Raw genomic sequence first — 20,973 nt, 5'->3', positions numbered from 1 at the left:
CGGCGCCAGGGAGGGGGCGGTTCATGCGGCCGGGTCGATCACGCTGGAGCAGCTCCGCCCAGCAACCGCTCCGCCAGGCCCGACCAGCGGCTGGCATGCCGGGCCAGGGCCGCCTCGATCATCTCGGCGCTGCCGGACAGGTGCAGCCCATGCCGGGCGCGGGTGATGCCGGTGTACAGCAGCTCGCGGCTGAGCACGCGGTTGTCGCGGCGTGGCAGCTGCAACCAGACCTGGTCGAACTCCGAGCCCTGCGCCTTGTGCACGGTCATCGCGAAGGCACTCTCGTGCGCTGGCAAGGCGGCCGGGTGGAAGGCGCGCGGCGAGTACGGATCATCGCCGGGGAACCAGGCCGTGGTGCCACGGCTGCCGCCATCGCTCAGGCAGATGCCGATGTCGCCGTTGAACAGACGGTGGCGGTAGCTGTTCTCGGTGATGATCAACATCCGCCCATGGAAGTAACCCGGCCCGGCACTGCCGCGGCGGGACGCGCCGGCCAGGCGTTCCTCGATGCGGGCATTGAGGCCACGCGCGCCCTGCGGGCCTTCGCGCACCGCGGTGAGCAGGCGCAGGCGGCCGGTCAGGGCCAAGGCCTCGGCCGGGCTGCTGGCGGTGGCCAGGGACTCCCAGTACTGCTGCAGCGGACCCCGCCACGCCGCCAGCGGATCAACCTCGCCTTCATGGAAGTGCACGCCGGCCAGGGTCTTCCCGCGCAGCAGCGCCAGCGCCTGTGCGGCATCGCCCTCGCGCATCGCCGTGGCCAGCGGCGCCAGCTGCAGGGCGTCGCTCTGGCGGTAGCCGCGTTGCAGCTGCACGCGGGCACCGGCAAAGGCGCTCGGGGTGGTTTCGATGGCCTCGGTGGGCAGGCTGCCGAGCAGTGGCTGCAGCGCTTGCGCATCGGCCGCGGCGATGCGCTGGCCGTCGCCGGCGGCGCGCAGGATGGCGCTGAGCACGTCGCCGGCTTCCACCGACGGCAGCTGGTCGGGATCACCCAGCAGTACCAGCCGGGTGCCGTCGGCCACCGCTTCGACCAGCTTGGTCATCAGCGGCAGGTCGATCATCGAGGCCTCGTCGACCACCACCACCTCGTACGGCAGCGGGTTGTCGGCGTGGTGGCGGAAACGCGGCGAATCGGGAATCACGCCGAGCAGGCGATGCAGGGTGGTGCCGGTGGTCGGCAACTGCTCGCACAAGGCGGCATCGACACCGGCACCGGGCAACACCTGCAGGGCGTTGCGCAGGCTTTCGGCCATGCGTTCGGCGGCGCGGCCGGTCGGGGCGGCCAGGGCCACGCGCGGCGCCGGCTTGCCTTCGGCCCGGGCCTGCGCGGCCAGCAGCACCAGCAGGCGGGTGATGGTGGTGGTCTTGCCGGTGCCCGGGCCGCCGGTGACCAGCAGCAGGTTGTGACGCAGGGCGACGGCGGCGGCGCGGGCCTGGAGGTTGCCGGCGAGGGGTTTGTTGCCCTCATCCGCCCTTCGGGCACCTTCTCCCGCTTGCGGGAGAAGGGAGGACTGACGCTCAACGTGCTGCGCTTGGCGCCCTCTCCCGCCTGCGGGAGAGGGCTGGGGTGAGGGCATCCCAAACAAATCCCCCTGCGTTGCCGCCAACGGCAGCACCTCGCCCGGGAACAACCGCGTGAACAGCGCCGCCACGCCGCCCAGCGCCGCCAAGGGCGGGCGCACGCCACCGATCCGTTGCAGTCCCAGCGCCAGGCGCCGCTCGTACTCGCGGTAACGCCGCAGGTACAGCAGGCCGTTCTCCCAGACCAGCAGCGACTGCGCGCTGGCCTCGCGCGCATCGGCCGCCGACACGATCCACGGCGAGGCCGCCAGCTGTGCGCTCCACTGCGCCGGGTCCGGCCACTCCACGCCCACGTCGACCAGCCGCTGCGGCTGGCGTGGATCGAAGCCAGCATGGCCCTGCGATACCGCCAGCGATGCCAGCGCGGCAGCGGCCAGCACCGCATCCGGCGTGTCCGGGTCCAGCCGGCGCAGGCTCTGCGCCAGTGCGTGGTCCAGCGCGCGCAGGGCACCGGCGTTGTTCAAGGCCTTGAGCAGGCTCATGCCTCGCCCTCCAGGCGCGCCAACAGGGCCGCATGACCTTCGCGGCCACCGGCGAACAATTCATCCACCGCATGCACCAGCTCCGGCGCGAAGCGGTGCGCGTACAGCCCCGGCGACGGCGTGCGGCTGGCGTCCAGGCCGCGGCAGAACAGGTAGCGGATGCCACCGAAGTCGCGCGCGTAGTCGTAGCCGACACCGATGCGGAACCGCAGCCAACGGTGCAGGGCCACGGTGTAGATCAGCGCCTGCAGGTCGTACTCGCTGTGTTGCATCGCCGCCTCCAACTGCGACGGCGCGTAGTCCGGCAACCGGTTGGATTTGTAGTCCAGCACGTACCAGCGTCCGTCGCGCACGTAGGTCAGGTCGATCTTGCCGGTCATCAGCCCCTCCAGCTGGCGGCGCAGGCCAAAGCCGTGGCGGTCACGCACCACACCGTGCACATGCAGCACCCGCAACAGGGCCGGCACGGTGGTGGCCTGCATGGCGAAGTGGAATTCGATCTCGGCGCTGTACGTACCCATGGCCAGCGAATGCAGCGCGCCGCCCTCGGGCAAGGTCACGGTCAGGGTCTGGCCGATCAGGCCGGTCAGCAGGCTGACGCCGTCGGCGATGTCTTCCTCCACATAGCCGTCGTCGCGCAGGGCCTTGGCGATGATGGCGCCCTGCCCGTCCGGCGCAGCCTCCCCGGCCTGCCAGTGCCCCCATGCGGCGAAGTCGACGTTCTCCAGCGCGGCATGCAGCACGTTGCCGAAGCGACTGCCGGCAAAGCGGGGGTCGAATACCTCGGCCGGCGTGTCGACCACGGCCGGTTCGGCTTCCACGTCCACCTGCGCCGGTTCGTCGGAGGCGCCGCCCTTTTCCTCGGTGGCCGCGGCGGAGGTGTCCTGCCCGCCGTCGGCATGGGCCAGCTGGGTGAAGCTGTACACCCACCAGTCGTGCGGCACCACGCGCTGCACCGCGCGCACCGGCGGCAACGCCTGCTCGCGCTCGGCGGGCAGGCGCGGCGGCAGGCTGTGCGGGCCACCATCGACGATGTGGATATCCGCGTGCGCGGCCAGCGCCGCCATGTCCTGCAGCATCGGGCCCAGCCGCGAGGACGCCAGGCCGGTCAGTGCACCCCCGGTTATCCACAGGGCATGCTCGGCGCGGGTCAGGCCGACGTACAGCAGGCGCGCGGTTTCGGCTTCCTCTTCGGCGCTGACCTGCTGGCCGACGGCTTTCCACTGCGGGTCGTCCTTGTCGATCTTCCAATGCAGCACGCGCTGCGCACCGTCATGCACGGTGCGGTGGTTGGACGTATCCGGCGCGTTGGTCGCGATGCCGACGAACGGCAGGTAGACCAGCGGGTACTCCAGGCCCTTGCTCTTGTGCAGGGTGATGATCTGCACCCGGCGCGCGTCCGATTCCAACCGCAGCAGCTGGGTCTCGTCGCTTTCATCGGCGTGCGCCATGCGTGTCTGCAGCCAGTCGAGCAGGCCATGCAGGCCGATGCTGCGGTTGCTGGCTTCCTGCAGCTGTTCGCCCAGCTGCAGATAGTTGGTCAGGCGGCGCTCGCCATCGACCAGCGCCAGCAGGCGTTCGGCCTGCTCGGCGGCAAGGTCGGACAGCAGTGCCAGTACGCCACCGCGCTGCCAGCGCTCGCGCCATTGCAGCAGGCGTTCCTGGTGCGCGCGTTGGCGGTCGCCCTCGTGCTCCATCGCCGCGATCGCGGCGGCGTCCTCGCCCAGCAGCACGGTGGACAGCGCCGCGCGCAGCCGGCCTTCGTCGGCCGGTTGCAGCAAGGCCAGCAACAGCAACCGCACCTCGTGCGCCTCGGCGCTGGAGAACAGGCTCTGCTTGCCCGCCGCCACCGCCGGGATACCCACCGCCGCCAGGGCCTGCTGGATACGCGCGGCCTCCTTGTGCGACCGCACCAGCACGGCGATGTCGCCGGGCTGCACCGGCGCGCCATCCACCTGCGCGCGGCCCTCGCGCGACGCACTCAATACCCTGTGGATATCACCGACGCAGGCCAGCGTGGCGGCCTCGCGGGCATCGTCGGCCTTGAGCGGCTTGCCGTCGGCATCGCCCTGGATCACGCACACGGTCAACGCCGGCGCCGGCGCACCATCGATGAGGTAGTCGGCATCGTTGCGCTTGCTGCCCGGCAGCACCGGTTCGAACTGGATGCGCTCATCGAGGAAGGCGGTACTGCCGGCGTTGTCGTACAGCGCCTGGATGGCACGCAGCACGCCGGGGCGCGAACGGAAGTTGCGGTCCAGCGCCGGTGCCGCCTCGGCCAATGCCTTGGCCTGCAGGTAGGTGTGCACGTCGCCGCCACGGAAGCCGTAGATGGCCTGCTTGGGGTCGCCGATCAGGAACAACGCGGCCTCGCTGCCATCGCCCGGCGCGAACACGCTGCGGAAGATGTCCCACTGGCGCGGGTCGGTGTCCTGGAACTCATCCACCAGCGCGAAGCGGTATTGCGCGCGCAGGCGCGCGGCCAGCACCGCGCCGTGTTCGCCCTGCAGGGCATGGGCGACGTTGTCGATCAGGTCGTCGTAGGTCTGCAGCCGGCGTTGCTGCTTGAACGTGCGCAGGCGCTGGCGGGCTTCGTCGCGCAGCTGGTGCAGCAACGCGATCGACTGCTGGCGCTGCCAGCGGGTGACCTGCGCCGTCGCCTGCAGGTAGTCGGCCACAAGCGGCTGCAACGGCGACACCGGCGTGCTGCCGGCCTTGGCCTTGTTGGTCTTGGCGGTGAGCGCCTCCAGCGTGAGCCGCTCCAGCCGTTCGTCGAGTTCAACCTCCGGGTCGGGATGGCGGCTCCATTGCTCCAGCTGCAGGAACATGGTGTTGACCCAGTCCGGCTTGTAGCTGGCCTTGTTGAGTACGCCACCCTCCATGGCCTCGCGCAGCTGCTGCAGGTAGGCCGCTCCGTGTTCGATCAGGCCGGCGGCCAGGCGCTGCACGGCGGCATCGCGCAATGGACGGGCGTCCTCGACCAGGCTGTCCAGCACCTCGGGCAGCAGCGGCAGCTCGCCAGCCAGCTTGTCCAGGTCGGCGGCCAGCGCATCGGGGCTTTTCCACAGGCCCAGCAGGGCCTCCAGCTGCTCACCCTGGCCGGCATGCAGGCGCCACAGGTCGGCGGCCAGTTCGGCATGCAGTTCGCGGGTGTTGGCCAGCAGTTCCGGCGCGGCGAAGGTGTGCCCGCTTTCCAGCGCGTATTCGCCGAGCACGCGGGTGCAGAAGCCGTGGATGGTGAAGATCGCCGCCAGGTCGGTTTCCTCGGCGGCCGCGCGCAGGCGCCGTCCCAGCTGGGCCGCGCTCTCGCCGCCCTGATCCAGGTGGCGTTGCAGGACGGCGTGGGTCAGCGCGGTTTCCGGGGTGTCGCTGGCGTCCGGCGCCACCCCGACCAGGCGCGCCGCCAGGTCCAGGCGCTCACGGATGCGCTTGCGCAGCTCCTGGGTGGCGGCATCGGTGAAGGTCACCGCCAGGATCTGGCCCATGCGCAGGCCACGCTCGACCACCAGGCGGGTGAACAGCGTGGCCAGGGTGAAGGTCTTGCCGGTGCCGGCGCTGGCTTCGATCAGGCGCAGCCCATCCAGCGGCAGGTCCAGGTAGGGGTCGTGTACGGCGGTGTTCATGCCGCACCTCCAGTGCGCCCGGTCGGGCCCGGTTCGGCCCGTACCCGGCCCTCGCGCAGGGCCGAAAATATCAACAGGCTGTTGTGGATAAATCTGTGAGTAGTGTCTTCGGCGGCGAACGGATCGCTGCCGCGCAGGGCCAGCCGCAGCGCTTCGCCGTCGCGTTCGCCCCAGCTGTAGTCGCCGCCGTACCAGCGCGCGTGTGCAGACTTTTCGCGGTTTTCGGCAGCGGCGTTGTAGATCTCCCAACCGGTGTACGGGGCAAACAGCAGCGGCGCCTGCAGACCGTCGGAACGTAGCTGCAGCAAGGCTTTCAGGGCATTTTGTGCCGCTTCCGGCGAGGGCGCCGGCAGGGCGTGCGGGCCGTGCCCGTCCTGCCCGCCGTCGTGGAACTGCAGCAGCGGCAGGCCGGCACCGGCGGCATTGGCCAGCAACCAGTCCAGCCCCCCACGCAGCACGTAGGCCACCCCGGGCGCACCGGCATGCAGGCGCACCAGCCCCTGTGGATGAATCTGGTTGACCCGTCCGTGCAGGCGCAGGCCATCGATCTCTACTTCGTACAGTTCCGAGCGCAACGGCTGGCCGTCGTACCAGGCCGCGAAGGCTTCGGCGCTGGGCCGGACCCGGCCGAGTACGCGCTTGAACTGCTGTTGGCCCAGCGCACCGGAGGGCAACAGCGCGCGCGCACGCAGGCGCTGGTACAGCCCCTGTTCGCGGCCTTCCAACAAGGCGGTCAACACCTGCTGCTGCAAGGCCGAATGCTCGCGGCCACCGCCGGGGACGACCAGCGGCTCGGTGTCTTCGCTGTGGTCGATCTCGCCGGCCAGGCGCAGGCCCAGCCGCTGGCCGAGGAACTGCCCGGCCGGGTCGGACAGGAAGCGGCGCAGGCTGTCCAGCGACAAGGCATCGTCCTCCAGCGCGGCCGGCAACGGCGCGGCCTGCAGGCCGGTGAACCACGGCGCCAGCGCACGGCGGTTGCCACCGACCGCACCGGCGGCCGGGTGCCATTGCTGGCGATAGCTGAAACGGCGCGGCTCCTCGCCACCAAACGCGGTCGGCGCGAACGGCTGCAGCGGGTGGCGTACCACCAGCTGCCGGCGCACTGCGGCCGGGTCCAGGTGGTAGGCGGCCGCCGCGTCGATCAGTTCGCTGACCAGCACCGAGGGCTCGCGCACGCTGCCATCGCGCGCATCGGCGCCCAGGTAGCTCAGGTAGAACACCTCCTGCGCGGAGGCGAACAGCTGCAGGAACAGGAAACGGTCGTCCTCGCGCAGCGAGCGGTCGCCATGGCGGCGGCGCGTGGTGCCCAGCTCGGCGGTGAGCCGGCTCAGGCCCGCGGCCGGGTCGCGACGCGGGAAGTCGCCATCGTTCAGGCCCAGCACGCAGATCACCCGGAACGGCAGCAGGCGCATCGGCACCATGCGGCCGAAACTGATGCCGCCGGTCAGCAGCGGGGCGCGGGTATCGGCCTCGGACAGCACCGCGGCGAAGTGCGCGCGCACCACCTCGGCCGGCACGCTGGCGGCGAAGCCGGCCGTGTCCGCGTCCTCGGCGAACTCGCTGACCAGCTTGCGCAGGCGGTCCAGCGCGCGCTGGGTGGACGGCTCGGCCGGGGGCTCGGGCAGCAGCGCCTGCAGCAGGCCGAGCAGGCGTTCGCGCCATTGCGCCGGGGTCAGCGCATCGGCCAACGTCTTCTGGTGGCGGGCCAGCACCCGCAGCAGGCGGATCAGCGCATCCAGCGCGGCCAACGCACCGCCTTCCAGTTCCGGCCACGGCGCGACGCCACCGATGTCCTCGTCGCTGCCGCTGGCATGGCCGAGCAGCAGGCGGTCCAGCGCGAACTGCCAGGTGTAGGCATCGTCGCGCGGGGCCTGGTGCGGGTCCGCGCGATGCGCAGCGTCCAGGCCCCAGCGGGCACCGGCGGCCTGCAGCCAGGCGTGCAGGCGTTCGAAGGCGGCCGCGTCCAGCCCGGCGGCGGCGGCCAGCGGCGCGCTGGCCAGCAGGTCGAGGATTTCATTGAGGCCGAAGCGCGACACCGGCAGGCCCAGCAACTGCACGAACACCTCGGCCAGCGGCTCGCCCTGCAGCGGGCTGGCATCGGCCAGCGCCCACGGGATGTGTTCGTCGCTGCCGCCGCGGCCACCGAACACCGATTCCAGGTACGGCACGTAGGGGTCGATGTCCGGCGCCAGCACCGCGATCTCGCGCGGCTGCAGCGGCGGATCGAAGCGCGGGTCCTCCAGCAGCGCGCGCAACTGGTCGTGCAGCACCTGCATCTCGCGCAGGCGGGTGTGGCAGGCATGCACCTGGATGCTGGGGTCGTCCACGCGCAGGCGCTCGCGCAGCGGCGGTCCGGGCAGCGCGCGGCGGTGGTACAGGTCGGCCTGCAGGCGGTGCAGCAGGCTGTCCCCCAGCCCACCGGCATCCAGGCCGGGGCCGGCCTCGCTTTCCGGGTCGACGTAGGCGGCGATCTCGCCGGAGGGGTGCACCACCTCGTAACTGCCCAGCACCGCCATGAAGTCGCGCCCAGCCGCGCCCCAGGCCTGCAGCAGCGGGTTCTCGCCGGCCGGCGCGCCGAACGGATCGGCCTCGCCGCTACGCAGCTTCTCGCCCAGCGTCTGCAGGTCGCCCCAGTACGAGCGGGTCGGCGTGGGCATGTAGAAGTGCAACGTGCCGACCCGCGCCTGGGTGGCGATCACACGCAGCACGTCCGGCGACACATTGAGCGTGGCGAAGGCGAACAGCCGCCCCGGCAGGCCCTGCGGCAACGGCTTGCCCTCGCCCTCGAAGCGGCGCAGGTAGTCATCGATGCGGCGTGCGCGGTACTGGTGGCCGCCGGCGATGGCCCGCCACAGGATGGCCTGGGGATCGTTGGGCTCGCCGCCCTGCTCCCAGTCCAGCAGCCAGTCGCGGCGCCAGGCCTGGTACTTCTCGAACACCCCGCCCAGCTCGCCGGCCAACGCCCACGGCCGCAGCGGGTCGTCGCGGTCCAGGTAGGCGCGCAGCGCGGCCATCGGCGGCCGGGCCATCAGCGCCGGATCGATCAACGCCGCGTACAGCCGCCAATGCAGGCCACTGGCGCCGAGGTCGTCGGCTTCACCACTGACGTTGGCGTTGAGCGCGCGCGCCACGAACTCGCCGGGCGTGAGGAACTCCAGGTTGGCGGCGATGCCGTACTCAGCCGCCAGCGTGGACTGCAGCCAACGCCGCATCGCCACCTGCGGGATCAGCACCGTGTCGGCGGCCAGCAGCGGCTGGCCGGGCGCAGGTTCGCGCAGGGCATGGGCCAGCAGCGAGGCCAGCACGTCCAGGGCATTGGAGTGATAGAGGCGGAAATCGGGTACGGCGGTCATCGCGCCATCTTGCCGTAGCCGAACTACTGCCCGCCAACATTATGTTGATCGACGCACCGGCAGCACCCGATCCCCGGTCACATCAGCTGGAACTCACTGCCCCGACTACCCGCAGCCGGCTGCTCACCATGTCTGCGTCCTCTCCGCTCAAGCCGGGCGTCAGATTGATGGAGAATTCCAGGGAAACATCGACGGGGCGCAACGCGAATCGACTGATGTCCTGGGGCTTTACCGGAATCGAGAAGCGGATGGATTGGCCAGGGGCCAGTACCTGCAATTGTTCGCGCAATGCCGCCGCAGCGAGCGTGGTTCGCAGCGACGTGGTTCTTTGGGTGTGGTTGTCATGGACCCTCACCGATGGCCCCCGCTGGCGGATGTACTCCAACGGCAGGCTCACAGGCTCGGAACCACCGTTGCGTAACTCCAGCTCAATGTTCAGCGTTACCCCTTCGTGGAAGCGGCAATGTGCATCATCCACGCAGCGTGCATGCAGTTCGATCATTGGGTCAGGCTCCTTGTTCTGCGCTACGGCCGGAACTACGGCAATCAACATCGTGGTGAACAGCTGGGTCACTCTACGGTGCATGTTATTTCCCTGCCGATCTCATGGCGCAGTAGTTCCTGAACCTCGCGTGCAATGTTCCAGGCATGGCGTGGCTTGATTGCGTTGCAATCCTCCGCGTTCATGATCGTTGCATCTGGATCCGATAATTCCCGCGAATCTGGCTTGGCCACAAGCGTTTCAGGGTCGAAGCTACCGTCTGGCTTTATGTAACGGACGGTTTCTTCGTCCGGATCATTGTACGAATACTCATCTGGAAGACCGATGCAATGCGCAAACTCATGCGCAAAGGTCCATACAGTGGTACTGACGGAAACATCAATATCCGGGTAGCTCACCTGCTCGCGTTCATATCTGCGGTGAATGAACAACATGTAGTCGCCACCCCCATCCACCCAACGGACCTCGTAGCGGATCGGACGTTTCCGGCTACCGCACTCAGGATCCCTGATCCCCAACACGAGCTTTCCGTTCCAGTAGCGCGAGATCCCTTCGGCCATACGCTGTTTGACACTCGCCACTTCACCCGCCGTGATGCCTGGCATCGGCACCACTTTCACCTCGATGGAGACCACGATATCGGCCTGTGGCTTCAGTGGCACCTCGATCCGGTAGCTGACGGGGAAGGAATAGTTGTGTCTTTCACCCGTACTGTCATAGGCCTCGTAGTAGCGGCCATCAACATCACCACTGATCCGCACGTCGTGGTCCTGGACCCAACAACCCGGATCCGACGCCTCCTCGGTGGGAGCATCAGAAGGCGCTATGGGGCTCGGTGACGACGCAATCACATTACTGGCCCGTTTGGGCGCTGTTGCAGCGACAGCACTCCCGACATCGCCGCCATGTTTGACATGCACCAATGGCTGCTTCCCGGCCAGCAGTACGCAACCACAGCTGGCCTTGTCCCCATTCCGTGCGACGGCCTGCCCGTCGATCAGGAGCGTGGGGTCACCGGTCACGATGGCGCCGGCGCCATGCCGGGTGCACAGGACCCTGTCGCCGACTCGCGCCACCGCGCGGCCGTCGATATCGGTGTGCGGCGAGCCGGACAGCACCGCGCCTCCGCGCTGCAGGGCATCGCCCACCACGATGAGCATCCGTGACATCGCCGTTCGGCCTCCCTGGCCGATCCTTCAGGGAAATCAGCGGCGGACCTTAGTGCAGGGATGCGGCGGGATGATCAGGGGCGGCGAGGTTGGTCCGGGATCACTGGCATGACAACGCGCGGGGCTGGCAACAGGGCAGTTCCACTTGCCGCGCGTCCCGGTGTTCCGGGCAAGCGGCCCGGCGACCCCGTACGGATTGGGCCAACCGGCGGACACTGTGTTGCTGCTCCCGGGACTGCTCATCACCCATGGTTCGCCCGGCGGATGCGACAATACTGCACGGACCAGTTCGCTTTTGTTCAGCCGCGTCTGATAATCCTACAACGTTGTTTTTCCGTTAAAGGCCACCATGCCCTCGAACCCGCCACCCTTGGTGCAGTTGTCCAACGTACGCATCGACCGCGGCGGGCGCACGATCCTGCGCGACGTCTCGCTGCAGGTGCCGCGCGGCAGCATCACCGCGGTGCTGGGCCCGTCGGGCAGCGGCAAGTCGACGATGCTGGCGGCGCTGACCGGCGAGCTGCGTCCTGTGAGCGGCAATGTGCAGCTGTTCGGCCAGGACATCCCGCACGGCAACCGCGCCCTGCTGGAGATGCGCAAGAACGTCGGCGTGCTGCTGCAGGGCAACGGCCTGCTGACCGACCTGAGCGTGGCCGAGAACGTGGCGCTGCCGCTGCGCGCGCATACCCGGTTGCCGGAGCCGGTACTGCGCCGACTGGTGCAGATGAAGCTGCATGCGGTCGGCCTGCTGGCCGCCGCCGACGCCTGGCCGCGTGAGCTGTCCGGCGGCATGGCGCGGCGCGTGGCGTTGGCCCGTGCGCTGGCACTGGACCCGCCGCTGATGATCTACGACGAGCCGCTGACCGGTCTGGACCCGATCGCCTCGGGCGTGATCATGAGCCTGATCCAGCGCCTCAACGACAGCCTCGGCCTGACCAGCATCATCGTCAGCCACCACGTCCACGAGACCCTGCCGATCAGCGACCAGGCGGTGGTGATCGCCAACGGCGGCATCGTGTTCTCCGGTACGCCGGACGAACTGCAGGCCAGCCAGGACCCGCTGGTGCGCCAGTTCCTGCACGGCCAGCCGGACGGCCCGATCCCGTTCGATGCGCCGGCGCGCAACTACGGGCTGGAGAACGCGTGATGGTGCCGATGCACGAAATGCGTGATTCCTGCCCCCTCACCCGCATGGCGGGAGAGGGTTGGGGAGAGGGCGCTTCTGCGCGCAAGACTGCCCCCCTCCGCCCTTCGGGCACCTCCCCCGGCAATCGGGAGGAGGACAACAGCGGCTTCTGCACCTCCAACACTTCAGGAGTCGCTCTCTGATGCCCTTCGCCTCCTCCATCCGCTCGCTCGGCCGCGCCGGCCTGTTCTCGCTGACCGTACTGCGTGGCTCGCTGCCGACCCGCGACTTCCTGGCCGAGCTGACCCGCGAAATCTACAAGATCGGTGCGCGTTCGCTGCCGATCATTGCCGTTGGTGGCGCGTTCGTCGGCCTGGTGCTGACCCTGCAGGGCTATCGCACGCTCACTACCTTCGGTGCTTCCGATGCGCTGTCCACGCTGCTGGGCCTGTCGCTGTACCGCGAGCTGGCGCCGGTGCTGACCGCGCTGCTGTTCATTGGCCGCGCCGGCAGCTCGATCGCCGCCGAACTGGGCCTGATGCGTGCCACCGACCAGATCAAGGCGCTGGAGCTGATGGCCATCGACCCGGTCGCCAAGGCGGTGGCACCGCGCTTCTGGGCGGCGGTGCTGACCGTGCCGCTGCTGACCGGCATCTTCTGCTCGCTGGCCATCACCGGTGGCTACTTCGAGGCGGTGCATGTGCTGGGCCAGGACAACGGCACGTTCTGGTCGGGGCTGCGTGGCAGCGTCGACTTCTGGGATGACTTCGCCGTGGCCCTGCTCAAGTCGGCGATCTTCGGCGGCACCGCGGCGCTGGTGGCGGCCTACGTCGGCTTCCACGCCGAGCCGACCATCGAAGGCACCTCGGTGGCGACCACCCGCGCGGTGGTCAACGCCTCGCTGCTGGTGCTGATGTTCAATTTCGTGCTGTCGGCACTGCTCTTCCAGTAATACCCCACGCCCCGCGCCGGTCGCGTGGGAACAGAACCCGAACGGCTTCGCCGCGGCGAAGCACCAGATGGATCAGGAGTGAGATAACAACATGGCCATCCGTGGACCCAGACTCGAATTTTCCGTCGGCGCCTTCCTGCTGCTGGCCCTGGCCTCGCTGCTGGTGCTTGCCGTGGCATCGACCAACCAGCGCTTCGGCGTGGGCGGCGGTGACTATGTGCTCAAGGCCCGCTTCACCCAGATCGGCCAGCTGCGCAAGCAGGCGCCAGTGAAGGTCGGCGGCGTGACCATCGGCCAAGTGGCTGATATTCAGCTCGACCCGGTTAAATACGACTCCATCGTCACCCTGGCCCTGGACGGCAAGTTCAAGGATCTGCCCGCCGATACCTCGGCAGGCATCTTCACCAGTGGCCTGCTGGGCGAAAGCTACATCGGCCTGCAGCCCGGTGGAGACCCGGAACCGCTCAAGTCCGGTGACGAGATCGTCTTCACCCAGCCGGCGGTGGACCTGATCCAGCTGGTTGGCAAGTACATGTTCAGCGGTGGCGGCAATGCCGCCGGCGCCGAGACCCACGAAACCCCCGGCGCAGACGCGCCCGCAATGGAACCGCAACCATGAACGTGAAACTGCTCGGCGCCGTGCTTGCTTCGGCCCTGCTGGCCTCCACCCCGGCACTGGTCAGCGCGCAGGCGCGCCCGGCCGCCACCGCGGCCCAGCCGTCGCCGGCCGCACGCACCGTGCTGGATTCCAGCACCCGCATCATCGACACGCTGCAGTCCCGCCGCAGCGAGTTCCGCAGCAACCCGGCCGCCCTGCGCAGCTTCATCGACGGCGAGCTCAGCCGTGGCTTCGACCGCGACTACGCCGCCCGCCTGGTGCTGGGCGTGCACGGCCGCGGCGCGTCGGACGAGGACGTGAAGCTGTTCGCTGACGCCATGGCCGACAACCTGATGTCGCGCTACGGCTCGACCCTGCTCGACATCCAGGGCAAGCCGAGCTTCCGCTACAAGGGCGAAACCGCGCTGCCGGGCAACCGCGGCGTCAAGGTGACCACCGAACTGGTGCGCTCGGGCAGCGAGCCGACCCCGGTGGAGTACCTGATGCGCAACGTCGGCGGCCAGTGGAAGATCTTCGACGTGATGATCGAAGGCATCTCCTACGTGCAGACCTTCAAGAACCAGTTCGACGCCCCGCTGCGCCAGAAGTCGATCCGCCAGGTGGCCACCGAGCTGCGCAGCGGCAGCATCCAGGCCAACGCCGGCCCGGCTCCCCGTGGCAAGTAACGCCAGCGCCCGCATCGAGGGCGACACCCTGCACCTGGCAGGCGTGCTCGACCGCGCTGCGGTAACGGCGTTGTGGCCGCAGCTGGCGCGCGTGCCGGGCACGTTGCGCCAGCTCGACCTGCAGCTGCTGGAACGTGTCGACAGCGCCGGGCTGGCCGTGCTGGGCGAGCTCGCCGCACGCCTGCGCGCGCATGGGCCAGTGCAGGTCCTCGGTGCGCCGGCAGGGCTGGACGAACTGCGGGCAGCCTACCGGCTGTCCCCGTCACTCGATTTCAATGCGACCGCAGCAGGAAGCTGACATGAGCCTCATCCGCACCCTCCCCCTCCTGGCCTGCGTCGTGCTGCTGGCCGCCTGTGCCGGCAAGCCGGCACGCGACAGCGCGCCGGCCTCTCGCCTGGTCGAACCGTCGCAGGCCATCGAACAGCCCGTGGCGGCCAATGACGTGCCGGCGGCGGCGGAAACCCCCGCCGTCGACACCGAAACCTCCGGGCACGACACGCCACCGCCGGCCGCGGCCAGTGCGGGCACCGCCAGCGAAGAGGTGGCCCCCACCGCTGCCGAGGACGACTTCGCTGCGCTGTACGGCGGCCCGTCGCCCAGCACCGGCGCGGAGGAAGCCACCGGCGCATCGCCGTCCTACGACCCGTGGGAGAAGTACAACCGCGGCGTGCACCGCTTCAACAATGCCGTGGACCGCAGCGTCGCCCGTCCGCTGGCCACCGCCTACACCAAGGTGGTGCCGCAGTTCGCGCGCACCGGCGTGACCAACTTCTTCAGCAACCTGCGCTCGCCGCTGACCATGGTCAACCAGCTGCTGCAGGGCCATGCCGATGACGCCTGGGACACGCTGGGCCGCTTCCTGATGAACAGCACCTTCGGCATCGGCGGCCTGTTCGACCCGGCCAGCAAGGCGATGGTGCCCAAGCGCAGCGAAGACTTCGGCCAGACCCTGGGCACCTGGGGCTGGCGCCAGTCGCGCTACGTGGAACTGCCTTTCTTCGGCCCGCGCACGGTGCGTGACGTATTCGGCCTGGCCGGCGACATGCCACTCTCGCCGATCCGCCAGATCGAGATGGACAAGGTCCGCATCGGCCTGCAGGGCCTGCAGCTGGTCGACACGCGTGCCCAGCTGATGGCGGTGGACTCGCTGCGTGACACCGCGGTCGACGAATACGCCCTGACCCGCGATGCATGGCTGCAGCGCCGCACGTACCAGATCGAGCGCGACCTGCGCCACAACCGCGGCGACGACGACGATGACCCGACCACGATCCCGGTCGATGCGATGCCGATGCCCGATTGGGGCAATTGATCGCCGCTGATGCCGCAAAAGAAAAAGCCCGGGGAAACCCGGGCTTTTTCGTGCCGCTGGAACCCGTTACGCAGCAGGGCCGGGAGGCGATCCCGGCCCCGCGCATCACGCCGCCAGGGCGGTATCGATGGCCGCCAGCAGCGCCGCGTTGTCGGCCGGGGTATCCGGCGAGAAACGGGCGACGACGCTGCCGTCCTTGCCGATCACGAACTTCTCGAAGTTCCACAGGATCGCCGGCGCGGCGTTGGTCGGGATGTCCAGGCTGGCCAGCTTCTCGCGCAGCGGGCCATCACCGGTAGCAACCGGCTGGGCCGCGGTCAGCTGCTGGTACAGCGGGTGGATGTCGGCGCCGGCCACGCTGATCTTGGAGAACATCGGGAAGCTGACGTCGTAGGTGAGCGCGCAGAACTGCTTGATCTCGTCCTCGCTGCCCGGCTCCTGGCCGTTGAAGTTGTTGGCCGGGAAACCCAGCACTTCCAGGCCGTCACCCTTCTTCTGGCGGTACAGCTTTTCCAGGCCTTCGTACTGCGGGGTGAGGCCACACTTGGAGGCGGTGTTGACCACCAGCAGCACCTTGCCGCGGTAGTCGCCCAGCGTGGCCGGTGCGCCGTCGATGGTGGTCAGCGCGGTGTCATACACGGAAGCAGTCATTGCGGTTTCCTGCGGGGGTTGGGGAGGGCAAGCATAGCGGGCGTGGATGGCGCTGGCACGACCTCGGGGTGCCCGTTACGCGCTGTTCCAGTGGTGCCGGTAATGCCCGGCGTCGCCTGCGATCAGGTTTCGTCGGCACCCGTGTCTTCGGCCTCATCCTCGCCGCCGAGATCGCCCAGCAGCGCCTGCGAGGCGTCGGCCGACAGCGATTCCACGCCGCGCAGCTTGCGCTCGATGGTGCGGGTCTTGCGGCTGGCATCGCCCAGGCTCTTGCCGACCGTGTTGATCTGCTTCTCGGCCTTCTCCAGGATGCCGGCGAACTTGCCGAACTCGCCCTTGACCGCGCCCAGCAGGCTCCACACTTCGGAAGAACGCTGCTCGATGGCCAGCGTGCGGAAGCCCATCTGCAGGCTGTTGAGCAGCGCGGTGACCGTGGTCGGGCCGGCGATCACCACGCGATGCTCGCGCTGCAGCGCGTCGACCAGGCCCGGCCGGCGGATGGTTTCGGCATACAGGCCTTCGGTCGGCAGGAACATCACCGCGAAGTCGGTGGTGTGCGGCGGCACGATGTACTTCTCGCTGATCGACCTGGCCTGCACGCGGATGGCCCGTTCGAGCTGGTTGCCGCTGCCACGTACCGCCTCCAGGTCACCGGCTTCCTGCGCATCGAGCAGGCGTTCGTAGTCCTCGCGCGGGAACTTGGAGTCGATCGGCAGCCATACCGGCGCCTGGTCGTCGCCGCGCCCGGGCAGGCGCACCGCGAAGTCGACCATCTCGCCGCTGTCCGGGCGCACCTTCACCCCGCGCGCGTATTGCTCGGCGGTCAGGGTCTGCTCCAGGATGTTGTCCAGCTGCACTTCACCCCAGCCGCCGCGGTTCTTGACGTTGCTCAGCACCCGCTTGAGGTCGCCCACGCCGGTGGCCAGCTGCTGCATCTCGCCCAGCCCGCGCTGCACCTGCTCCAGCCGCTCGGAGACCAGCTTGAAGGACGAATCCAGGCGCGTGTTGAGCGTGCTCTGCAACTTCTCGTCCACGGTCTGGCGCATCTGCTCGAGCCGGGTGGCGTTGTCGCCCTGCAGGTCCTTCAGGCGCGCTTCCAGCGTCTGCCGCATCTCGTTGATGCCGGTCTCGTTGCGCTGGGTCAGCTCGACCAGCCGCTGGCCGAGCAGTTCACCGAAGCGCTGCTGCAGCTGCACGCCCTCCTCGCGGCCCTTGCGGGTGTCTTCGACCAGCGCCTGCTGCAGGCCGGCCAGCTGGCGCGCGAACACGTCCATGCGCCCCTGCTGCTGTTGGCCGAAGGCATCAAGCTGGTCGCGTACTTCCTGCAGGCGCGCGCCGAGCAGCTGCGCCAGCTGCTGCTGCAGCACGTTGTTTTCCTCGCGGCCCTTGCGTGCGTCGTCGTTGAGGCTGTCGCGCAGCAGGTCCAGTCGCTGGTCGGTGCGGGTGGACAGGTCGGTGAGGTTGCGGCCGAAGCCGTCCATGCGCGCGTCCTGCTGGCGGGTCATCACCTCCAGCTGCTCGCGCAGTTCGCCGCGGCCGATGCGTTGCTCCTCGCGCAGCGCATTCTCCAGCGTGGCATTGTCGGCGCGGCGGAACAGCAGCACCAGCTGCAGCACGAGGACGACCAGCACCAGGGCCGCCAGGATCAGGGTTTCGGTTTGCATGCATGCAAGTGTAGCCCCGTCGATCTCACCGCCTGCGCCGCATCTGCGATCATGTAGGCCCCCTGCACCACCCATTTCCCATGAAGCCGTCGCTTTCCCTGCTGCTCGGCCTGGCCTGCCTGGCGCCCTTGCCGGTACCGGCCGCGCCCTCGCAGACCGTCACCTCCCCCCACGCACTGCCCACCCACGACACCCGTCCCAAGGTGTTCCTGGCCGGCAGCATCGAGATGGGCAAGGCCGGCGACTGGCAGCAGCAGGTGCAGCAGGCACTGGCCGACGAAGGCGTGCTGATGCTCAACCCGCGCCGCGCCGACTGGAACCCGGCCTGGCGCCCGGAAGCGGATGAACCCGAGTTCCGCCGCCAGGTGGAATGGGAGCTGGCCGCGCTGGAACAGGCCGACATCGTGCTGATGTACTTCACGCCGGGCACGCAGAGCCCGATCACGCTGCTGGAGTTCGGGCTGTACGCGCGCTCGGGCAAGCTGCTGGTCGCCGCACCGGCCGGCTTCTGGCGCAAGGGCAACCTGGACATCACCGGTGACCGCTACGGCGTGCCGCGCCATGACGACCTGCCGGCGCTGATCACCGCGGTGAAGCGGCGCCTGGCCGCACAGCGCGCGGCCCAGCCCGGGACCTGAGCCATGCCGTGGATGGGCATCAACGACGTCGGCACCTTCATGGTGGCGGTGATCCTGTTCCTGATGCTGCCCGGCCCGGGCACCTTCACCCTGCTCACCGCCACCGCGCGCGGCGGCGTGCGCGCCGGCTACGCGACGCTGGGCGGGTTGATGCTGGGCGACCAGATCCTGATCGCCATCGCCGCCACCGGCGTGGCCGCGTTGCTGCAGGCACACCCGGCGCTGTTCGCCGGCCTGCGCTACCTCGGTGCGGGTTACCTGATCTGGGTAGGCGTGCAGCTGCTGCGTGAACCGGCCGCCGGCAGCAACGGCAGCGACGCGGTCCAGCACGGCCGGCGCTGGTTCCGGCAGGCCTTGCTGGTCGGCGTGCTCAACCCCAAGGCCATCCTGTTCTACATGGCCTTCTTCCCGCTGTTCATCGACCCGGCCCGACAACGTGGCGCGCTGACCCTGGCGACCATGGCGGTACTGATCGCCGTGCTGAGCATCGGCTGGTGCTCGGTGCTGATCTTCGGCGGGCAGTTCATCGCCCGGCGCCTGGCCGGGTATCCACGGGTCGGGGTCTGGCTGCGCCGCGCGGTCGGCGTGTGCCTGATGGTGTTCGGCGTGCGGCTGGGCCTGGAATAGGAGCCGCTGCGCCAGAGCGGTACGATCGGCCGACAACCCAGGCTGTGCGAGGCGGGCAATGAAGATCTCCTGCAAACGGGCCTATGAGGCCGCCAGCGCCGACGACGGCCAGCGCTTCCTGGTCGATCGCCTGTGGCCGCGCGGCGTCAGCCGCGAGAAGCTGCAGGCCACCTGGCTGAAGGACGTGGCCCCGAGCACCGCATTGCGCCAGTGGTTCGACCACCAGCCCGAGCGCTGGGAGGCGTTCGAGCACCGTTATGCCGCGGAACTGGCCGGTTCCCCGCAACACCTGAAGCCGCTGCGCGACGCCCTCGACGCCGGCCCGGTCACGCTGGTCTACGGCGCGCGCGACACCCGGTACAACCAGGCAGTGGCGCTGCGGGATTACCTGCTCGCCCACCCTCGCCATTCATGATCAGCGCGCGGCCCCGGTTTTGTGCCGGTTCCGGCAGCGATGCCAATGGCAATCGCCAAAGCCCGCTGAAGCCGCGCATCTTTCTGGCTTTGCTGCACTGCATTCGGCGACACTCGCCGACTTCCTGAATCACCACGAACCGTGAGGTCCGCATGCAGTCCTGGCTCCGGCGCAAGCCCATCGACCAGCTCACCGAACACGAAGAAGGCCGCCGCCTGATCCCCTCGCTGAGCTGGCCCCACCTGGTCGCACTGGGCATTGGCGCCATCGTCGGTACCGGCATCTACACGCTGATCGGCGTGGGCGCGGACAAGGCCGGCCCCGCGGTGCTGCTGTCCTTCATCATCGCCGGCGTGATCTGCGCCTGCGCGGCGCTGGCCTATGCCGAGCTGTCGACGATGATGCCGGCCGCCGGCAGTGCCTATACCTACAGCTACAGCGCGCTGGGCGAGACCATCGCCTGGGTGGTGGGCTGGAGCCTGATCCTGGAGTACTCGCTGGTGGTCAGCACCGTGGCGGTGGGCTGGTCGGGCTACTTCGTCGGCTTCTTGGAGTGGCTGCACACCTCCTTCGGCTGGAACGTGATGCTGCCGCAGGCGCTGGCCGCCGGTCCGCACGCCGGTGGCGTGATCAACCTGCCGGCCATCGTCATCACCTTCCTGGTGGCCGGCATGCTGATGCTGGGCACGCGCGAGAGCGCCACGGTCAACGCGGTGCTGGTGGTGCTGAAGCTGATCGCGCTGGCGGTGTTCGTGGCCGTCGCGCTGCCGGCCTTCAACGCCGAGAACCTGCAGCCGTTCATGCCTTACGGTTTCCCCAAGTCGGTCAGCGCCGACGGCGTGGAGCGCGGCGTGATGGCCGCGGCGGCAATCATCTTCTTCGCCTTCTACGGCTTCGACGCGATCTCCACCGCCGCCGAGGAAACCAAGAACCCCAAGCGCGACCTGTCCATCGGCATCATCGGCTCGATGGTCGGCTGCACCCTCATCTACCTGCTGGTGGCCGCTGCCGCGGTCGGCGCGATGAGCTACACGGTGTTCGGCAAGAGCGCCGAGCCGCTGGCATTGATCATGCGCGAACTGGGCCACGGCACCGCCGCGCTGGTGATCGGCATCGTCGCCATCATCGCCCTGCCGACCGTGCTGCTGGCCTTCTTCTACGGGCAGAGCCGCATCTTCTTCGTGATGTCGCGCGATGGCCTGCTGCCGCGCGGCCTGTCCAAGGTCAACCAGCGCACCGGCACGCCGGTGGTCATCACCCTGTTCACCGCCGTGCTGGTCGCCGCCCTGGCCGGCGTGGCGCGCCTGGACGAGATCGCCGCCCTGGCCAACGCCGGCACCCTGGCCGCGTTCACCGCGGTGGGCCTGTGCCTGCTGGTGCTGCGCAAGCGCGAGGCCGGCCGCGAGCGCAAGTTCCGCGCACCGCTGGCGTGGATCGTCGGCCCGGTGGCCATCCTGGGCTGCATCTACCTGTTCTTCAGCCTGCCCACCCGCACCCAGATGTGGTTCCTGGCGTGGAACGCACTGGGCCTGGTGGTCTACGCGGTGTACAGCCGCCGCAATGCGGTGCTGGGCAAGCGGTAATCCACCGCTCCAT

At 69.1% G+C, this 20,973-nt stretch carries 17 protein-coding genes; 10 read left to right on the top strand and 7 right to left on the bottom strand.

Annotated elements, in window-relative coordinates; translation table 11 throughout:
- Window positions 1-38: 38 nt before the first annotated feature.
- From recD to ATCM_RS08365, 5 genes are all read right to left on the bottom strand, one after another.
- Entirely contained in the window at window positions 39-2,060 is a 2,022-nt protein-coding gene (gene recD, locus ATCM_RS08385) for an exodeoxyribonuclease V subunit alpha (protein ID WP_132864089.1), read from the bottom strand.
- Complete coding sequence (recB, locus tag ATCM_RS08380) at window positions 2,057-5,683, bottom strand: exodeoxyribonuclease V subunit beta (protein ID WP_132864088.1); 3,627 nt, start codon at window positions 5,681-5,683, stop codon at window positions 2,057-2,059. Before recB ends, recD begins: the two co-directional genes overlap by 4 nt.
- The gene (recC, locus tag ATCM_RS08375) at window positions 5,680-9,036 is read right to left on the bottom strand and encodes an exodeoxyribonuclease V subunit gamma (protein ID WP_132864087.1); all 3,357 of its coding nucleotides are present in this window, start codon (window positions 9,034-9,036) and stop codon (window positions 5,680-5,682) included. The genes recB and recC overlap by 4 nt, the downstream gene beginning before the upstream one ends.
- Window positions 9,037-9,118: 82 nt before the next feature.
- Complete coding sequence (locus ATCM_RS08370) at window positions 9,119-9,610, bottom strand: hypothetical protein (RefSeq protein WP_132864086.1); 492 nt, start codon at window positions 9,608-9,610, stop codon at window positions 9,119-9,121.
- A complete protein-coding gene (locus ATCM_RS08365; protein ID WP_243693983.1) occupies window positions 9,607-10,698 on the bottom strand; it encodes a PAAR domain-containing protein in 1,092 nt (363 codons plus the stop codon). The genes ATCM_RS08370 and ATCM_RS08365 overlap by 4 nt, the downstream gene beginning before the upstream one ends.
- Window positions 10,699-11,056: 358 nt before the next feature.
- Between ATCM_RS08365 and ATCM_RS08360 the strand changes: the two genes are divergently transcribed.
- From ATCM_RS08360 to ATCM_RS08335, 6 genes are all read left to right on the top strand, one after another.
- The gene (locus ATCM_RS08360) at window positions 11,057-11,854 is read left to right on the top strand and encodes an ABC transporter ATP-binding protein (protein WP_132864084.1); all 798 of its coding nucleotides are present in this window, start codon (window positions 11,057-11,059) and stop codon (window positions 11,852-11,854) included.
- Between the two features lie 181 nt (window positions 11,855-12,035).
- A complete protein-coding gene (locus ATCM_RS08355; RefSeq protein ID WP_132864083.1) occupies window positions 12,036-12,785 on the top strand; it encodes an MlaE family lipid ABC transporter permease subunit in 750 nt (249 codons plus the stop codon).
- A 91-nt stretch (window positions 12,786-12,876) separates the two neighbouring features.
- Window positions 12,877-13,404, top strand: a complete 528-nt coding sequence (mlaD, locus tag ATCM_RS08350; RefSeq protein WP_132864082.1) for an outer membrane lipid asymmetry maintenance protein MlaD — start codon at window positions 12,877-12,879, stop codon at window positions 13,402-13,404.
- Window positions 13,401-14,069: an ABC transporter substrate-binding protein gene (locus ATCM_RS08345; RefSeq protein WP_132864081.1), complete on the top strand. Its 669-nt coding sequence runs from the start codon at window positions 13,401-13,403 to the stop codon at window positions 14,067-14,069. The genes mlaD and ATCM_RS08345 overlap by 4 nt, the downstream gene beginning before the upstream one ends.
- Window positions 14,059-14,367, top strand: a complete 309-nt coding sequence (locus ATCM_RS08340) for an STAS domain-containing protein (RefSeq protein ID WP_132864080.1) — start codon at window positions 14,059-14,061, stop codon at window positions 14,365-14,367. Before ATCM_RS08345 ends, ATCM_RS08340 begins: the two co-directional genes overlap by 11 nt.
- Window position 14,368: 1 nt before the next feature.
- Window positions 14,369-15,382 (top strand): VacJ family lipoprotein, encoded by a 1,014-nt coding sequence (locus ATCM_RS08335; RefSeq protein ID WP_132864079.1) that lies wholly within the window; start codon window positions 14,369-14,371, stop codon window positions 15,380-15,382.
- A gap of 105 nt (window positions 15,383-15,487) precedes the next feature.
- On the opposite strand, the gene ATCM_RS08330 is transcribed toward ATCM_RS08335, so the two are convergent.
- Together ATCM_RS08330 and rmuC are read right to left on the bottom strand one after the other, a co-directional pair.
- Window positions 15,488-16,033, bottom strand: a complete 546-nt coding sequence (locus tag ATCM_RS08330; RefSeq protein WP_132864078.1) for a glutathione peroxidase — start codon at window positions 16,031-16,033, stop codon at window positions 15,488-15,490.
- A gap of 122 nt (window positions 16,034-16,155) precedes the next feature.
- Entirely contained in the window at window positions 16,156-17,697 is a 1,542-nt protein-coding gene (rmuC, locus tag ATCM_RS08325; protein ID WP_132864077.1) for a DNA recombination protein RmuC, read from the bottom strand.
- A gap of 80 nt (window positions 17,698-17,777) precedes the next feature.
- Between rmuC and ATCM_RS08320 the strand changes: the two genes are divergently transcribed.
- The 4 genes from ATCM_RS08320 to ATCM_RS08305 all read left to right on the top strand — a co-directional run bounded on the left by ATCM_RS08320 (window position 17,778) and on the right by ATCM_RS08305 (window position 20,960).
- Window positions 17,778-18,335, top strand: a complete 558-nt coding sequence (locus tag ATCM_RS08320) for a nucleoside 2-deoxyribosyltransferase domain-containing protein (protein ID WP_132864076.1) — start codon at window positions 17,778-17,780, stop codon at window positions 18,333-18,335.
- A gap of 3 nt (window positions 18,336-18,338) precedes the next feature.
- Window positions 18,339-18,962, top strand: a complete 624-nt coding sequence (gene leuE / locus ATCM_RS08315; RefSeq protein WP_132864075.1) for a leucine efflux protein LeuE — start codon at window positions 18,339-18,341, stop codon at window positions 18,960-18,962.
- A gap of 58 nt (window positions 18,963-19,020) precedes the next feature.
- Entirely contained in the window at window positions 19,021-19,377 is a 357-nt protein-coding gene (locus ATCM_RS08310; protein ID WP_132864074.1) for a DUF488 family protein, read from the top strand.
- Window positions 19,378-19,529: 152 nt separating this feature from the next.
- On the top strand, window positions 19,530-20,960 hold the full coding sequence (locus ATCM_RS08305; RefSeq protein WP_132864073.1) for an amino acid permease: 1,431 nt from the start codon (window positions 19,530-19,532) through the stop codon (window positions 20,958-20,960).
- Window positions 20,961-20,973 lie beyond the last annotated feature (13 nt).

The organism is Stenotrophomonas sp. ATCM1_4 (genome assembly GCF_004348115.1).
Lineage (GTDB): Bacteria > Pseudomonadota > Gammaproteobacteria > Xanthomonadales > Xanthomonadaceae > Stenotrophomonas > Stenotrophomonas capsici.
Note: the sequence above shows the minus strand (reverse complement) of the source record. Positions and strands in the feature narration are given on the sequence as shown.

Coding starts and splice junctions, on each gene's coding strand:
- recD (WP_132864089.1), bottom strand. CDS start 2,060: ATGAGCCTGCTCAAGGCCTTGAACAACGCCGGTGCCCTGCGCGCGCTG.
- recB (WP_132864088.1), bottom strand. CDS start 5,683: ATGAACACCGCCGTACACGACCCCTACCTGGACCTGCCGCTGGATGGG.
- recC (WP_132864087.1), bottom strand. CDS start 9,036: ATGACCGCCGTACCCGATTTCCGCCTCTATCACTCCAATGCCCTGGAC.
- ATCM_RS08365 (WP_243693983.1), bottom strand. CDS start 10,698: ATGCTCATCGTGGTGGGCGATGCCCTGCAGCGCGGAGGCGCGGTGCTG.
- ATCM_RS08360 (WP_132864084.1), top strand. CDS start 11,057: ATGCCCTCGAACCCGCCACCCTTGGTGCAGTTGTCCAACGTACGCATC.
- ATCM_RS08355 (WP_132864083.1), top strand. CDS start 12,036: ATGCCCTTCGCCTCCTCCATCCGCTCGCTCGGCCGCGCCGGCCTGTTC.
- mlaD (WP_132864082.1), top strand. CDS start 12,877: ATGGCCATCCGTGGACCCAGACTCGAATTTTCCGTCGGCGCCTTCCTG.
- ATCM_RS08345 (WP_132864081.1), top strand. CDS start 13,401: ATGAACGTGAAACTGCTCGGCGCCGTGCTTGCTTCGGCCCTGCTGGCC.
- ATCM_RS08335 (WP_132864079.1), top strand. CDS start 14,369: ATGAGCCTCATCCGCACCCTCCCCCTCCTGGCCTGCGTCGTGCTGCTG.
- ATCM_RS08330 (WP_132864078.1), bottom strand. CDS start 16,033: ATGACTGCTTCCGTGTATGACACCGCGCTGACCACCATCGACGGCGCA.
- rmuC (WP_132864077.1), bottom strand. CDS start 17,697: ATGCAAACCGAAACCCTGATCCTGGCGGCCCTGGTGCTGGTCGTCCTC.
- ATCM_RS08320 (WP_132864076.1), top strand. CDS start 17,778: ATGAAGCCGTCGCTTTCCCTGCTGCTCGGCCTGGCCTGCCTGGCGCCC.
- leuE (WP_132864075.1), top strand. CDS start 18,339: ATGCCGTGGATGGGCATCAACGACGTCGGCACCTTCATGGTGGCGGTG.
- ATCM_RS08310 (WP_132864074.1), top strand. CDS start 19,021: ATGAAGATCTCCTGCAAACGGGCCTATGAGGCCGCCAGCGCCGACGAC.
- ATCM_RS08305 (WP_132864073.1), top strand. CDS start 19,530: ATGCAGTCCTGGCTCCGGCGCAAGCCCATCGACCAGCTCACCGAACAC.